The organism is Agromyces sp. NPDC056965 (genome assembly GCF_042673425.1).
Classification (GTDB): Bacteria; Actinomycetota; Actinomycetes; order Actinomycetales; family Microbacteriaceae; genus Agromyces.
The window spans coordinates 51552-66121 of the sequence record NZ_JBHURI010000005.1 but is presented as its reverse complement, the minus strand read 5'-3'; the positions used below and the strand labels follow the sequence as shown (position 1 = coordinate 66121).

The window sequence follows — 14570 nt, the reverse complement described above, 5'->3', positions numbered from 1 at the left end:
GATCCTGACCCCCGAATGAACGGCTACGGGACCTCGGGGTCGTCGAAGCGCACGCGGAGCACCGCGGGGCGCTTCGGCGGCTGCCCGGCGACCGGGCGGCGGCGCTCGGTCGCGACGCGGATCATCTCGGCACGCAGCGCCTTGGCGACAGCGCCTCCGGCGGCGTAGTCGAACCGCACGATGCCGCGTTCGAGTCCCTCGTCGGCCGGCACGGGGCCGAGCGAGTCGACGCCCTGGGCGGCATCGCGGGCCGCATCGAGCGCTCTCGCGACCAGCGCGGGCGCCGCCGTCACGCTCGCCACGCGCACCGCCGGCGGGAACCGGAGCGCTCGGCGACTCGCGAGTTCGCCGCTCGCCCATTCGGAGAGCCGCCACGACGTCAGCGACTGCGCGAGCGCGCCCGCGACCCCGACGAGGTAGACCGGCGAGCCGGGTGCCGCGAGGGCCGCGGCGTTGGCCCACCATCGCAGGCAGTCCTCGGCCACGCGAAGGGACTCGCGCAGCAGCATCCGCTCGCCGTCGAGGAGGAGCACGGCTCGGTAGCCGCCTTCGGCGATGGGTTCGGCTCCGCGGGTCGCGACGACGAGGGCCGGCTCGGCACCGACCTTCAGCACCGGCCGTTCGCCGTCGGAGAGGATGACACGGGCCTTCGGGAACGCGCGGCCGAGTTCTTCGGCCGTACGGCTCGCCCCGACCGTCGCTGCTCGGAGCTTCGTGCCCTCGCACACCGGGCACCGCCATGTGCTCGCGCTCGTGCCGCACAGCACGCATCGCGGATCGCCGCCGCTGCGCGGAACGACCAGGGCGCCGCCGCAGGCCGCGCACCGCGCCGGTTCACGGCAGCGATCGCACGTGAGCATCGGCGCGTGTCCCGGACGCGCCACCTGCACGAGCACCGGTCCCTCGAGGATCGCCTGCTGCGCAGCGCGCCAGGCGCTCGACGGGATGCGTGCGGAGCCGGGCTCCGGCGATGCCTGCTGCTCGGTCGGGATGACCTTGGGCCGCACGTGCCTGACCGCCGGCACGTCGTGCACCCATCCGATCTCGACGAGTCGTTCGACCTCGACGCTTCGGCTGTGCCCGAGGAAGAGCAGGGCGGCGCCGGACTGCTCCTGCCGGATGAGCGCGGCATCGCGCGGGTGCACGCCCGGAGCGAGTTGCTCGTTCTGCAGCGAGTCTCCGTCGTCCCAGATCGCGATGAGACCGAGGCGCGACGCCGGCGCGTACACGGTCGAGCGATTGCCGATGACGACGCGCGCGTCGGCGCCCGTGGCGTCGAGGAACGCACGGAACCGCTCGCCGCCCGTCTGCCGGGCATCGGTGCGGAGCACCCGTCGCGGGTCGACGCGATCGGCGAGGGCCGCCTGCAACTGCTCCTGATCGCGGTAGTCGGGAACGATGATGAGGCTCGAGCGGTCGGCCGCGAGAGTGTGCGCAGCAGCAGCCGCGAGCGTCGCGGCCCACGCGCCGACCCATTCGCCCGAGGAGAGCAGCACCGGACGGGGATCGGCGGCAAGCGCCATCCGCTCGCCCGTGTCGATGCCCGACTCGATGCGACCCGGCTCGTACCCGGGAATGGCTGCGGCGGGCCCGGGGAGGTCACCCGGATCGGGCTCGGCCGCCCGCCACGCCCGTTCGGCGCGCACGTAGCGGCTCGGAATCGCGACACGGAGGATGTCGCCGGCGTTGCCGGCCGCGCGATCGGCGGCGGCACGAGCGAGCGCCCACACCTCGGGAGTCAGCAGCGGCACCCCGGAGACGACGTCTTCGAGTTCGCTGAGGCGCCCCTCGAACTCGCTCGACGACGCGATCTCGACGAGCCATCCGTTGGCGATGCGCCCGCCCGACCGCAGCGGCACGCGCACACGCACGCCGGCGACGGCGGCGTCGCGCAGCCGTTCGGGCACGGCGTAGTCGAACAGCTGATCGAGTTGCGGCAGCGGCGAGTCGACGAGCACCCGGGCGACGGAGCCGCCTGCCACGTCAGAGCCCGGCAGCGGAGCGGAGGTCGTCGACGCGGTCGAGGCGCTCCCACGTGAAGTCGGGCAGCTCCCGGCCGAAGTGGCCGTAGCTCGCGGTCTGGGCGTAGATCGGCCGCAGCAGATCGAGGTCGCGGATGATGGCGGCGGGTCGCAGGTCGAACACCTCGCGGATCGCCGCCGTGATCTGCTCGTCGGGAAGCGCGCCGGTGCCGAAGGTCTCCACGTAGAGACCGACGGGAGCCGCCTTGCCGATGGCGTAGGCCACCTGCAGCTCGAGGCGGTCGGCGAGGCCCGCCGCGACGGCGTTCTTCGCGACCCAGCGCATCGCGTACGCAGCTGAGCGGTCGACCTTCGACGGGTCCTTGCCGCTGAACGCGCCGCCACCGTGCCGGCTCGCGCCGCCGTACGTGTCGATGATGATCTTGCGGCCGGTGAGGCCGGCGTCGCCCTGCGGGCCGCCGATCTCGAACCGGCCGGTCGGGTTGATGAGCACGTCGAGGTCTGGGCGGGCAAGCTCGACGGTGTCGAGCACCGGTCGGATCACGAGCTCCTCGACCTCTGCACGGAGCTGCTCCGTCGACACGGCGAGCGTGTGCTGCGTCGAAAGCACGACGGTCTCGACGGTCTTCGGCACCTGGCCGTCGTAGCCGATCGTGACCTGGGTCTTGCCGTCGGGGCGGAGGTAGTCGAGGTCGCCGTTCTTGCGCACGGCCGAGAGTCGCTCGGCGAGACGGTGTGCGAGCCAGATCGGCACCGGCATGAGTTCGGGGGTCTCGCGCGTGGCGTAGCCGAACATGATGCCCTGGTCGCCGGCGCCCTGCATGTCGAGCGCATCTTCGCTCGATCGCTCGCGCGCCTCGAAGGCGTGGTCGACGCCCTGGGCGATGTCGGGCGACTGGCCGCCGATCGAGACCGAGACACCGCACGAGCGCCCGTCGAACCACGCGTCGGACGAGTCGTAGCCGATCGAGGTGACCCGCTCGCGCACGATCGCCGGAATCTCGACGTAGCCGCTCGTCGTGACCTCGCCCGCCACGTGCACGAGCCCGGTCGTCACGAGGGTCTCGACGGCGACCCGGCTGTGCGGGTCTTCACGCAGGAGCGCATCGAGGATCGAGTCGGAGATCTGGTCGCAGAGCTTGTCGGGGTGTCCCTCGGTGACGGACTCGGACGTGAAGCGGCGGAGTGCGGTCATGTGGTGGGCTCGTGTTCCTTCGAGGTCGTCGCGGTGGTGGCTGCGGTCACTTCCGTGACCACCACATCGAGGATGTCATGCGCCACCGACTGTTTCGTTCCGTGTGCTCGTGTGACGACGTCACCGCTTCGGCCGATCACGACGACCCGATTCTCATCGCTCGCGAAGCCCTCGTTCCAGCCGACCCGATTGACGACGAGCAGGTCGGCGCCCTTCGCCTCGCGCTTGGCGCGGCCGAGTGCGATGAGGCGGTCGTCGTCGGGCTCGGTCTCGGCGGCGAAGCCGACGAGCAGCGTGCCCGGATGCGGCGCATGCCCGAGGCCCGCGAGGATGTCGGGGTTGCGCACGAGTTCGAGCGTCAGCCCGTCGTCGCTCCCGTCCTTCTTGATCTTGCCTTCGCTCACGCTCGCGGGACGGTAGTCGGCGACGGCCGCGGCCATCACGACGACGTCGGCGTCCTTCGCGGCCTCGGTCATCGCCGTCTGCAGCTCGAGCGCGGTCGAGACGCGTCGGATGTCGCAGCCCTCGGGCTCGGCGACCTCGAGGTTCGCGGCGACGAGGGTGACCTGCGCGCCTCGCTCGCGAGCGGCCTCGGCGATCGCGATGCCCTGCTTGCCGCTCGAGCGGTTGCCGAGGAAGCGCACGGGATCGAGGGGTTCGCGAGTGCCGCCTGCGCTGACCACGACGCGGCGGCCCGCAAGGTCACCGCGATGAACGGATGCCTCGGCGGCAGTGCCGTCGCCGAGCACGCGTTCGAGCGCTGCCCGCACGATCTCGTCGGGCTCCTCCATGCGGCCGGGGCCGCTGTCGGCACCCGTGAGCTGCCCGACGGCGGGGCCCACGATCGTGACGCCCCGCGAACGGAGCGTCTCGATGTTCGCCTGGGTGGCCGGGTGCCGCCACATCTCGGTGTGCATGGCCGGTGCGACGACGACGGGCGCCTCGCTCGCGAGCAGGGTGTTGCCGAGGAGGTCGTCGGCGAGGCCCGTCGCGAGCTTCGCGATCGAGTTCGCGGTCGCCGGGGCGATGACGATCAGGTCGGCCGCCTGGCCGATGGCCACGTGCCGCACCTCGGCGACGCCCTCGTACAGCTCGGTGTGCACCGGGTTGCGCGAGATCGCCTCGAGCGTGGGCCGGCCGACGAAGCGCAGCGCGCCCTCGGTCGGCACGACGTGCACGTCGTGGCCGGCGAGCACGAGCGCGCGCACGACGCCGACGGCCTTGTATGCGGCGATGCCGCCGGTGATGCCGACGACGATGTTGAGCCGAGTCATCCGGCCCTCCGGATCACTCGGCGATCGGGCGGAGCCGGAGCTTGTCTTCGTTGATCTCGTGCATCGCGACCGACAGCGGCTTGTCGTCGATCGAGGAGTCCACGAGCGGACCGACGTTGTCGAAGAGGCTTCCCTCGTGCAGGTCGGCGTAGTAGTCGTTGATCTGGCGTGCGCGCTTGGACGCGAAGATGACCAGCTGGTACTTCGAGTCGACCTTCGAGAGCAGGTCGTCGATGGGCGGATCGATGATGCCGGACAGCTTCTCAGCCATGGAATGACTCCTTAGATCGTGGGTGCGCACCCGCAGCGCGCGGAAATTCGTGTCGAGGGCAGCTCAACGCCGACCCTTGCGAGATCTCATCAAGTCTACGACCTCTTGCGCCGCTTCGGCGACGTCGTGGTTCACGACCTGGTGATCGAACTCCTCGACGGCGGCCAGTTCGACCTTCGCGGTCTCGAGTCGGCGCTGCTGCTCGGCCGGGCTCTCGGTGCCGCGGCCGACGAGTCGGCGCACGAGTTCGTCCCAGCTCGGCGGCAGCAGGAAGACGAGCGTCGCCTCGGGCGCGGCTCGGCGAACCGACCGCGCACCCTGGATGTCGATCTCGAGCAGCACGCTGTTGCCCGCGGCGATGGCCTCCTCGACCGCCTTGCGCGGCGTGCCGTAGCGCGACGCGTTGTGCACGGTCGCCCACTCGAGCAGCTCGCCGGCCTCGACCATGCGATCGAACTCGGCGTCATCGACGAAGAAGTAGCTCTCACCCTCGACCTCCCCGGGCCGCGGCTGGCGCGTCGTCGCCGACACCGAGAGTCGCACATCGGGGTGGTGGCGCCGGATGTACTCGGCGACGGTGCCCTTGCCCACGGCGGTCGGCCCGGCGAGCACGACGAGGCGGTCGCCCGTGCCGCCATGCGCGGCGACCCAGTCCGCGAGGAACTCGCGGAGACGACGACGCTGCAGGCGGCCGAGGCCGCCGAGTCGCTTCGACGGCGAGATCTCGAGCTCCTCCATGATGCGCGCGGACTTCGTCTGCCCGATCGCGGGGATCGAGGTGAGGAACTCGGTGACGCGCAGGCGCCCTTCGACGCCCTCAGGCGATTCGAAGGCCTCGCGCAGCACGTCGAGCGGGCTCCGCGAACCGGCAGCGATCGCGGACTTCACGGTCGCGCGAGCGCGGCGCGCCGCCACGGCGGCCCGGGACGCGGCGACGCGATCGACGTCGGGCGGCGATGGACGCGTGGCTCCGGAGACGGTCGTCTGCTCAGACACTCGTCGCTCCTACCTCGCCGACACGGCGCGTGATCGCCTCGACGAGGCCGTCGGGCCCCGCACCGAGGATCGATCGCGACTCGCTCACGATGACGCCGGCGGCGAGCGATCCGAAGATCGCCCTGAGGTCGCGCAGCTCGGCGCCCTGATGGCCGAACCCGGGTGCCAGCACCGGCAGGCCCGGCCGCGGCGGATCGATGTCGAGCTCGATGCCGGAGCCGCGCAGGTCGATGGTCGCGCCGAGCACGACACCGACCGAGCCGAGCGCCCGGTCCGCGGCATCCGATCGCCCCTGGTTCCAGGCGATGACCCCGCTCGTGATGGCCTGGGCGACCGTGGAGCCGGCACGGCTCGACTGCTGCAGCACGGAGCGCTGGATCGCGGCGGCCTCGGGGTTCGAGGTCGCGGCCAGCACGAAGGCGCCCTTGCCCGCTCGCTCGGCGGCCTCGAGCACACCGGCGATCGAGCCGAGACCCTGATAGGCGCTGATCGTCATCGCATCGGCCTCGAGGGTCGATCCCGGCGTCAGCCAGGCCTGGCCGTAGGCCTCGACGCTCGTGCCGATGTCGCCGCGCTTCACGTCGGCGATCACGAGCAGTCCGGCGTCGCGGGCCTCGGCGAGCACTCGTTCGAGCGCCGCATATCCTGCGGCGCCGTGGCGCTCGAAGAACGCCACCTGCGGCTTCACGATGCCCACGCGCCCTGCGGCGGCGTCGACCGTGCGCAGGCCGAACTCGCGGAGGCCCTCGGCCGAGTCGGGAAGGCCCCACTGGTCGAGGAGCGTCGCGTGCGGGTCGATACCGACGCAGAGCCTGCCGTATGCGGCGAAGACGGCTTCGAGCCGGTCGCCGAAGGGAGTGACCTCGCTCATGCGGTGGCCTCCCGGCGGAGCCGGTACTCCTGCAGGCTCGTGACCTCGAAGCCCTCGCGCTGCACGTCGAGCGACGCCACGGCCGCCGAGAGCTCGGCGATGGTCGTGAAGAGCGGGATGTCGGCGGCAACCGCCGCTGCGCGGATCTCGTAGCCGTCGGCGCGCGACGAACGCCCGCTCGGGGTGTTCACGACGACGTCGACCTCACCGCGGTGGATGAGCTCGACCACGGATGCCGCGTCGGCGCTCGTCTTCTCGCTGAACTTCAGCACCTCCTGGGCGCGGATGCCGTTGCGGCGCAGCACCTCTGCGGTGCCCTCGGTCGCGGCGATGTCGTAGCCGAGCTGCTGGAGGCGGAGCACCGGGAGGATGATCGCGCGCTTGTCGCGGTCGGAGACCGAGACGAACACCGTGCCCGAGGTGGGCATGCCGCCGTAGGCCGCGAGCTGGCTCTTCGCGAACGCGGTCGGGAAGTCCTTGTCGATGCCCATGACCTCGCCGGTCGAGCGCATCTCGGGGCCGAGCACGGAGTCGACCATGATGCCCTCGCGGGTGCGGAAGCGGTGGAACGGCAGCACGGCCTCCTTGACGGCGACGGGCGCGTCGAACGGCACGCGCGATCCGTCGGAGGCGGGCAGCATGCCCTCCTCGATGAGCTCGGCGACGGTCGCGCCGACCATGATGCGCGATGCGGCCTTCGCGAGCGGGATGCCGAGCGCCTTCGAGACGAAGGGCACGGTGCGGCTCGCGCGCGGGTTGGCCTCGAGCACGTAGAGCACGCCGGCGCCGATCGCGAACTGCACGTTGAGGAGGCCGCGTACGCCGATGCCCTCGGCGATGGCACGAGTCGCCTCGCGGACCCGATCGACCTCGGCACGGCCGAGGGTCACGGGCGGCAGGGTGCAGCTCGAGTCACCGGAGTGGATGCCGGCCTCCTCGATGTGCTCCATGACCCCGCCGACGTAGAGGTCGGTGCCGTCGTACAGCGCGTCGACGTCGATCTCGATCGCGTCGTCGAGGAAGCGGTCGACGAGCAGCGGATGCGTCGGGCCGACGATGCCCTGGCCCTCGATGCGTGCGAAGTAGTCGGCCAGCGACGGCGAGTCGTAGACGATCTCCATGCCGCGGCCGCCGAGCACGTAGCTCGGGCGCACGAGCACCGGGTAGCCGATGCCCTCCGCGACGTGCACGGCGCCCGCGAGGTCGGTCGCGGTGCCGTTCTTCGGGGCGAGGAGGCCTGCGGCGTCGAGGATGCCGGAGAACAGACCGCGCTCTTCGGCGAGGTCGATCGCCTCGGGGGTGGTGCCGAGGATCGGGATGCCCGCGGCCTCGAGGCCCTTGGCGAGGCCGAGCGCCGTCTGCCCGCCGAGCTGCACGACGACGCCGACGAGCTCACCCGACTGCGACTCGGCGTGGATGACCTCGAGCACGTCCTCGAGCGTCAGCGGCTCGAAGTAGAGCCGGTCGCTCGTGTCGTAGTCGGTCGAGACCGTCTCGGGGTTGCAGTTGATCATGATCGTCTCGAAGCCCGCTGCGGAGAGCGCGAACGAGGCGTGCACGCACGAGTAGTCGAACTCGACGCCCTGTCCGATGCGGTTCGGGCCCGAGCCGAGGATGACGACCTTGCGGCGATCGCTCGGCTCCACCTCGGTCTCGACGTCGTAGCTCGAGTAGTGGTACGGCGTGAGCGCGGGGAACTCCCCCGCGCACGTGTCGACGGTCTTGTAGACCGGGCGGATGCCGAGGATGTGGCGCACCTCGCGGGCGTCGGCCTCGCCGAAGCCGCGGAGCTGGCCGATCTGCGCGTCGGAGAATCCGTGGTTCTTCGCGAGCAGCAGGAGCTCGGTGTCGAGGTTCTCGGCGGAGGCGATGGTCTCGGCGACCTCGTTGATGAGCACGATCTGGTCGAGGAACCACGGGTCGATCTTCGTCGCCTCGAAGAGCTGCTCGATCGACGCGCCCTTGCGGAGCGCCTGCTGCACGACCACGATGCGGCCGTCGGTCGGCACGGATGCGACCTCGAGGAGCTCCTCGATCGAACGGTCCTCTTCGCCCCAGTGGAACGAGGAGCCGCGCTTCTCGAGCGAGCGGAGCGCCTTCTGCAGCGCGGTCGCGTAGTTGCGGCCGATCGCCATGGCCTCGCCGACCGACTTCATGGTGGTCGTGAGGGTGGGGTCGGCGGCGGGGAACTTCTCGAACGCGAACCGGGGCACCTTGACGACGACATAGTCGAGCGTCGGTTCGAACGAAGCCGGGGTAACCCTCGTGATGTCGTTCGGGATCTCGTCGAGGCGGTAGCCGATGGCGAGCTTCGCGGCGATCTTCGCGATCGGGAAGCCGGTGGCCTTCGAGGCGAGCGCGCTCGAGCGGGAGACGCGCGGGTTCATCTCGATGACGATGATGCGACCGTCGACCGGGTTCACCGCGTACTGGATGTTGCAGCCGCCGGTCTCCACACCGACTGCGCGGATGATGTCGATGCCGATGTCGCGCAGCTTCTGGTACTCGCGGTCGGTCAGCGTGAGGGCGGGCGCGACGGTGATCGAGTCGCCGGTGTGCACGCCGACCGGGTCGACGTTCTCGATCGAGCAGATGACGACGGTGTTGTCGTGCGTGTCGCGCATGAGCTCGAGCTCGTACTCCTTCCAGCCGAGGATCGACTCCTCGAGGAGCACCTCGGTCGTCGGCGAGTCGTGGAGGCCGGCGCCGGCGATGCGCCGCAGGTCTGCCTCGTCGTAGGCGAACCCCGAACCCAGACCGCCCATCGTGAACGAGGGTCGCACGACGACCGGGTAGCCGAGCTCGTCGGCCGCGGTCAGCGCCTCTTCCATCGTGTGGGCGATGCGGCTGTCGGCGACCTCGGCGCCGCACGCGATCGCGATCTCCTTGAAGAGCTGGCGGTCTTCGCCCTTGCGGATGGCGTCGACCTTCGCGCCGATGAGCTCGACGCCGTGCTTCTCGAGGATGCCCGCGTCGTGCAGCGCGATCGCGGCGTTCAGCGCCGTCTGGCCGCCGAGCGTCGGGAGCACCGCGTCGGGCTTCTCCTTGATGATGATCGACTCGATGATCTCGGGCGTGATCGGCTCGATGTACGTCGCGTCGGCGAAGTCGGGGTCGGTCATGATCGTCGCGGGGTTCGGGTTCACGAGGATGACCCGCACGCCCTCCTCGCGGAGCACGCGGCACGCCTGGGTTCCCGAGTAGTCGAACTCGGCGGCCTGTCCGATGACGATCGGACCGGATCCGATGACGAGGACGCTGTTGATGTCGTCGCGCTTGGGCATTACTCGTTGCTTCCTTCGGTCGCGGTGCTCGTCGACGTGTTCGCGATCACCATGTCGCGGAATCGGTCGAAGAGGTAGTTCGCATCGTGCGGGCCGGCCGCCGACTCGGGGTGGTACTGCACGCTGAACGCGGGGATGTCGAGGCAGTTGAGCCCCTCGACGACGTTGTCGTTGAGGCCGTAGTGGCTGACCTCGACGCGCCCGAAGCCCTCGGTCGAGTCGCTCACGCGGTCGATGGGGGCGTCCACGGCGAAGCCGTGGTTGTGCGCCGTGATCTCGACGCGCCCGGTGGCCTTGTCGAGCACCGGCTGGTTGATGCCGCGGTGGCCGAAGGGCAGCTTGTAGGTGCCGAAGCCGAGTGCGCGTCCGAGCAGCTGGTTGCCGAAGCAGATGCCGAAGTACGGCAGCCCCTCGCGGAGCGTCGTGCGCAGCAGTTCGACATGGCGGTCGGATGCCGCGGGGTCGCCGGGCCCGTTCGAGAAGAACAGTGCGTCGGGCTCGAGGGCGAGCACCTCTTCGGCCGTGATCGACTGCGGCACGACGTGCACGTCGAAGCCGCGCTCGGCGAGGTACTTCAGCGTCGAGGTCTTCACGCCGAGGTCGAGGACTGCGACGGATCCGACGCGTTCGCCCTCTGCCGGGAGCGTGTAGGGCTCGGCCGTCGAGACCGCACTCGACAGGTTCGCGCCGGCCATCGCGGCGCCGCCCTGCACGAGGTCGAGCTGCTCGCCCGGCGTGAGGAGCGCGTCGTCACCGGAGAAAATGCCGGCGCGCATGGCGCCCGCCGAGCGGAGGTGCCGCGTGAGCGCTCGGGTGTCGATGCCGCTGATGCCGACGACGCCCGAGTCCGCGAGGTCGTCGTCGAGGCTCCGCTGCGAGCGGAAGTTCGAGACGACTCGCGAGGGGTCGCGCACGATGAAGCCGGCGACCCAGATGCGGGCCGATTCCATGTCCTCGTCGTTCATGCCCGTGTTGCCGATGTGCGGCGCGGTCATCATGACGATCTGACCGGCGTACGACGGGTCGGTCAGGGTCTCCTGGTAGCCGGTCATGCCGGTGGCGAAGACGGCCTCGCCGAGGGTGCGGCCGCGCGCACCGTACGCGCGACCTTCGTAACGGCGTCCGTCTTCGAGGACGAGCACGGCGGATTCGCTCGTGCCGGCGGGGGTCTCAGTCATTCGAGGCCTCACTCTCCTGCTCTGGCCGCGGCGCGACTGGCGCTGCGGCGATGTCTTGCTCCGACCGCGGCGCGGATGGCGCTGCGGCGATGTCCTGTTCCGACCGCGGCGCGGATGGCGCTGCGGTGATGTCCTGTTCCGATCGCGGCGCGGCCGGCGCTGCGGCGATGTCGTTGACCGCCTGGATGATCCTGGCCGGGTCGCCCGGGTACCGGGCTCGCACGTAGCTGTCGACTCTGGGTTCGGTGCGTTCGACCGTTCCCCGCTCCTGGGCGATCCAGGTGAGGGCGACGAGGCCCTCGGGCTCGACGCCTCGGTCGATGGCGTAGCTCGCGAGCTGCGCGCCGACGAGGCGGTCGGCCGGGATGAAGGTCAGCGACTCCCCCGCGATGCGGAGGAGAACGCCCTCGGGAAGCACCTCGACATGGCCCGAGCCGCGGAAGGCGAGCCCGTGCACCGCGAGTCGTTCGAGCGGCTCGCCGAGCGGGGTGGTCGCGACGTAGAGCACCTCGGCATCGATCACCGGCGCGCCGTGCTCGGCGGGCAGCGGGTACGACCCGAGCGACTCGTCGCGCGCGGTTCGTCGCTTCCACGAGCGGTACATCAGCCAGCCGACGAGTGCCACGATCGCGACGGCGACGACGGTGCCGATCACCTTATCCACGTGCGACCCCCTGAGCGGATGCCGCGTTGCGGGCGACCTCGTCGTGCGGGCGCACCGCACCGTCGATGAAGGTCGGGTAGCCGCCGTGGAACGTCGCGACGACCCGCCCGGGCAGGCGACGACCGAGGTAGGGCGAGTTCGTGCTGCGGCCGGCGAGCCGGTCGAGGTCGAACTCGGCCGAAGCCGCGGGGTCGTAGAGCGTCAGCTCGGGAGCGGCGCCGACGGCGATCGACTCGCCCTGCCCCGTCAACCGGCCGATGCGGGCGGGAGTCGACGACATCACGCGCGCGACATCCGCCCAGTTCAGGAAGCCCGTCTCGACGACGGCGGCGTGCACGACGGCGAGGGCCGACTCGAGTCCGACCATGCCGTTCGCGGCGGCCTGCCACTCGCTCTCCTTCGCCTCGACCGGGTGCGGAGCGTGGTCGGTGGCGACGATGTCGATCGTGCCGTCGGCGAGGGCGGCGCGCAGCGCCTCGACGTCTTCGGCACGGCGGAGCGGCGGGTTGACCTTGAACCGGGGGTCGTAGCCGGCGATGAGGTCTTCGGTGAGGAGCAGGTGGTGCGGCGTCACCTCGGCGGTCACGTCGATGCCGCGGGCCTTCGCCCAGCGGATCACCTCGACGGATCCGGCCGTGGAGACGTGGCACACGTGCAGGCGCGAGCCCACGTGCTCGGCGAGCAGCACGTCGCGGGCGATGATCGACTCCTCGGCGACGGCCGGCCAGCCGGTCAGGCCGAGTTCGCCCGAGAGGGCGCCCTCGTTCATCTGCGCGCCTTCGGTGAGCCGGGGCTCCTGCGCGTGCTGGGCGATGACGCCGTCGAAGGCCTTGACGTACTCGAGCGCGCGGCGCATGAGCAACGGGTCGGAGACGCAGAAGCCGTCGTCGGAGAAGACCCGCACGTTCGCCCTCGACCGGGCCATGGCGCCGAGCTCTGCGAGCTGTTCGCCCTTGAGTCCGACGGTGACGGCGCCGATCGGCTGCACCGTCGCGTAGCCCGCGGCGCGCCCGAGGCTCGCCTCCTGCTCGACGACGCCCGCCGTGTCGGCGACGGGGAACGTGTTCGCCATGGCGAACACCGCCGTGAAGCCGCCGGCGGCCGCGGCCTGCGTGCCGGTCAGCACGGTCTCGCTCTGCTCGTAGCCGGGCTCGCGGAGGTGCGTGTGCAGGTCGACGAGTCCCGGGAGGGCGATGAGCCCGTCGGCGTCGACGACCGTCGCGCCCGCGGCATCCGCGATGCTGCCGACGCCGGCGATGATGCCGCCGTCGAGCAGGATGTCGGCCCGGTCGCCGCCCGGGAGGGTGGCGCCGGTGATCAGGAAGCGCTCGCCCATCAGGCGTCCCCCCGTTCGCCGGACATCAACAGATAGAGGGCGGCCATTCTCACTGAAACTCCGTTCGCAACCTGCTCGCGCACCGTCGACTGCTGGGAGTCGGCTGCGCGGGCGGCGATCTCGAGCCCGCGATTCATCGGGCCGGGGTGCATCACCATCGTACTGGGGGGCAGCGCGTCGAACCTGGCATCGTCGAGACCCCAGGTGCGCGCGTACTCGCGGCTGTTCGGGAAGAACGCGGCGTGCATGCGCTCGGCCTGGATGCGCAGCATCATGACGACATCGGGGGTGCCGCGGAGCGCGGCGTCGAGGTCGTAGCCGACGCGCGCCGGCCATGAGCTGGTGTCGACCGGCACGAGCGTCGGCGGGGCGACGAGTTCGACCTCCGCGCCGAGGGTCGCGAGCAGCCAGACATTCGATCGCGCGACCCGGGAGTGCAGCACGTCGCCGACGATGACGACGTGCACGCCGTCGAGGTCGCGACCCCTGGACGCCGCGCCGTGCAGGCGCCGGCGCATCGTGAAGGCGTCGAGCAGCGCCTGCGTGGGGTGCTCGTGCGTGCCGTCGCCGGCGTTGACGACGCCGGCGTCGATCCATCCGCTCGTCGCGAGCGTGTACGGCGCACCCGAGGCGTGGTGACGGATCACGACGCCGTCGGCCCCCATCGCCTGCAGGGTCTGCGCCGTATCCTTCAGGCTCTCGCCCTTCGAGACGCTCGACCCCTTGGCGCTGAAGTTGATGACGTCGGCCGAGAGGCGCTTGGCGGCCGCCTCGAACGAGATGCGGGTGCGGGTGGAGTCCTCGAAGAAGAGGTTCACGACCGTCTTGCCGCGGAGCGTCGGCAGCTTCTTGACCTCGCGCTCCTGCACCGCGGCCATGTCCTCCGCGATGTCGAGGAGTTCGATCGCCTGCTCGCGGGAGAGTTCGCGCGTGCTCAGCAGGTGGCGCATCAGGCCTCGCCGCCCTCGGTCGCGGCGCCGTCGTCGATCGCGACGGCGTCGTCGCCGTCGATCTCCATCAGGCGCACGTTGATGCGCTCACGTGCCGAGCTCGGCAGGTTCTTCCCGACGAAGTCCGCCCGGATCGGGAACTCGCGGTGACCGCGGTCGACGAGCACCGCGAGACGAACGGCGCGGGCGCGGCCGAGATCGCTCAGCGCGTCGAACGCGGCCCGGATCGTGCGACCCGAGTACAGCACGTCGTCGACGAGCACGACGGTCTTGCCGTCGATGCCGCCGGGCGGCAGCTCCGTCGGCTGCGGTGTGCGCGTGCGGGTGCGAGTGAGGTCGTCGCGGTACATCGTGACGTCGAGCGCTCCCGCCTGCGGCGGTGCGGCATCGGGTTCGATGCGGGCGATGGTCTCGGCGATGCGACGGGCGAGGATCACGCCCCTGGTCGGGATGCCGAGGATGACGAGATCGGAACTCCCGCGATTGGATTCGAGGATCTCGTGCGAAATGCGGGTCAGCGCCCGCGAGATGTCAGCTTGACTGAGCACGGCACGTGCCATCAAACGACT

12 protein-coding genes are annotated in these 14570 nt (G+C 70.9%); all 12 read right to left on the bottom strand.

Translation table 11 applies throughout. The annotated features are described in order from the left end of the window. Nucleotides 1–23 precede the first annotated feature (23 nt). The 12 genes from ACFTQE_RS02570 to pyrR all read right to left on the bottom strand — a co-directional run bounded on the left by ACFTQE_RS02570 (nt 24) and on the right by pyrR (nt 14564). A complete protein-coding gene (locus ACFTQE_RS02570) occupies nt 24–1982 on the bottom strand; it encodes a primosomal protein N' (RefSeq protein WP_376923589.1) in 1959 nt (652 codons plus the stop codon). 1 nt (nt 1983) lies between these two features. Beyond that, nucleotides 1984–3177 (bottom strand): methionine adenosyltransferase, encoded by a 1194-nt coding sequence (gene metK / locus ACFTQE_RS02565; RefSeq protein WP_376923588.1) that lies wholly within the window; start codon nt 3175–3177, stop codon nt 1984–1986. Then, on the bottom strand, nt 3174–4451 hold the full coding sequence (gene coaBC / locus ACFTQE_RS02560; protein ID WP_376923587.1) for a bifunctional phosphopantothenoylcysteine decarboxylase/phosphopantothenate--cysteine ligase CoaBC: 1278 nt from the start codon (nt 4449–4451) through the stop codon (nt 3174–3176). Before coaBC ends, metK begins: the two co-directional genes overlap by 4 nt. Nucleotides 4452–4464: 13 nt before the next feature. Beyond that, nucleotides 4465–4722, bottom strand: a complete 258-nt coding sequence (gene rpoZ, locus ACFTQE_RS02555; protein ID WP_056009287.1) for a DNA-directed RNA polymerase subunit omega — start codon at nt 4720–4722, stop codon at nt 4465–4467. Between the two features lie 63 nt (nt 4723–4785). Then, nucleotides 4786–5718, bottom strand: a complete 933-nt coding sequence (gene gmk, locus ACFTQE_RS02550) for a guanylate kinase (RefSeq protein WP_375833330.1) — start codon at nt 5716–5718, stop codon at nt 4786–4788. Next, nucleotides 5711–6589 (bottom strand): orotidine-5'-phosphate decarboxylase, encoded by an 879-nt coding sequence (gene pyrF, locus ACFTQE_RS02545; protein WP_376923586.1) that lies wholly within the window; start codon nt 6587–6589, stop codon nt 5711–5713. Before pyrF ends, gmk begins: the two co-directional genes overlap by 8 nt. Beyond that, nucleotides 6586–9873: a carbamoyl-phosphate synthase large subunit gene (gene carB / locus ACFTQE_RS02540; protein ID WP_376923585.1), complete on the bottom strand. Its 3288-nt coding sequence runs from the start codon at nt 9871–9873 to the stop codon at nt 6586–6588. The genes pyrF and carB overlap by 4 nt, the downstream gene beginning before the upstream one ends. After that, nucleotides 9873–11051, bottom strand: coding sequence for a glutamine-hydrolyzing carbamoyl-phosphate synthase small subunit (carA, locus tag ACFTQE_RS02535; RefSeq protein WP_376923584.1), 1179 nt, complete (start codon nt 11049–11051; stop codon nt 9873–9875). Before carA ends, carB begins: the two co-directional genes overlap by 1 nt. Further along, on the bottom strand, nt 11044–11715 hold the full coding sequence (locus tag ACFTQE_RS02530; protein ID WP_376923583.1) for a hypothetical protein: 672 nt from the start codon (nt 11713–11715) through the stop codon (nt 11044–11046). Before ACFTQE_RS02530 ends, carA begins: the two co-directional genes overlap by 8 nt. Beyond that, entirely contained in the window at nt 11708–13051 is a 1344-nt protein-coding gene (locus ACFTQE_RS02525; protein ID WP_376923582.1) for a dihydroorotase, read from the bottom strand. The genes ACFTQE_RS02530 and ACFTQE_RS02525 overlap by 8 nt, the downstream gene beginning before the upstream one ends. Further along, the gene (locus ACFTQE_RS02520) at nt 13051–14001 is read right to left on the bottom strand and encodes an aspartate carbamoyltransferase catalytic subunit (protein WP_376923581.1); all 951 of its coding nucleotides are present in this window, start codon (nt 13999–14001) and stop codon (nt 13051–13053) included. The genes ACFTQE_RS02525 and ACFTQE_RS02520 overlap by 1 nt, the downstream gene beginning before the upstream one ends. Further along, nucleotides 14001–14564: a bifunctional pyr operon transcriptional regulator/uracil phosphoribosyltransferase PyrR gene (gene pyrR, locus ACFTQE_RS02515; RefSeq protein WP_376923580.1), complete on the bottom strand. Its 564-nt coding sequence runs from the start codon at nt 14562–14564 to the stop codon at nt 14001–14003. Before pyrR ends, ACFTQE_RS02520 begins: the two co-directional genes overlap by 1 nt. Nucleotides 14565–14570: the final 6 nt, after the last annotated feature.

Bases quoted from the DNA above. Each gene is read 5' to 3' on its own strand.
- ACFTQE_RS02520 (WP_376923581.1), bottom strand. From the start codon at position 14,001: ATGCGCCACCTGCTGAGCACGCGCGAACTCTCCCGCGAGCAGGCGATC.
- ACFTQE_RS02525 (WP_376923582.1), bottom strand. From the start codon at position 13,051: ATGGGCGAGCGCTTCCTGATCACCGGCGCCACCCTCCCGGGCGGCGAC.
- carA (WP_376923584.1), bottom strand. From the start codon at position 11,051: ATGACTGAGACCCCCGCCGGCACGAGCGAATCCGCCGTGCTCGTCCTC.
- rpoZ (WP_056009287.1), bottom strand. From the start codon at position 4,722: ATGGCTGAGAAGCTGTCCGGCATCATCGATCCGCCCATCGACGACCTG.
- coaBC (WP_376923587.1), bottom strand. From the start codon at position 4,451: ATGACTCGGCTCAACATCGTCGTCGGCATCACCGGCGGCATCGCCGCA.
- pyrF (WP_376923586.1), bottom strand. From the start codon at position 6,589: ATGAGCGAGGTCACTCCCTTCGGCGACCGGCTCGAAGCCGTCTTCGCC.
- metK (WP_376923588.1), bottom strand. From the start codon at position 3,177: ATGACCGCACTCCGCCGCTTCACGTCCGAGTCCGTCACCGAGGGACAC.
- carB (WP_376923585.1), bottom strand. From the start codon at position 9,873: ATGCCCAAGCGCGACGACATCAACAGCGTCCTCGTCATCGGATCCGGT.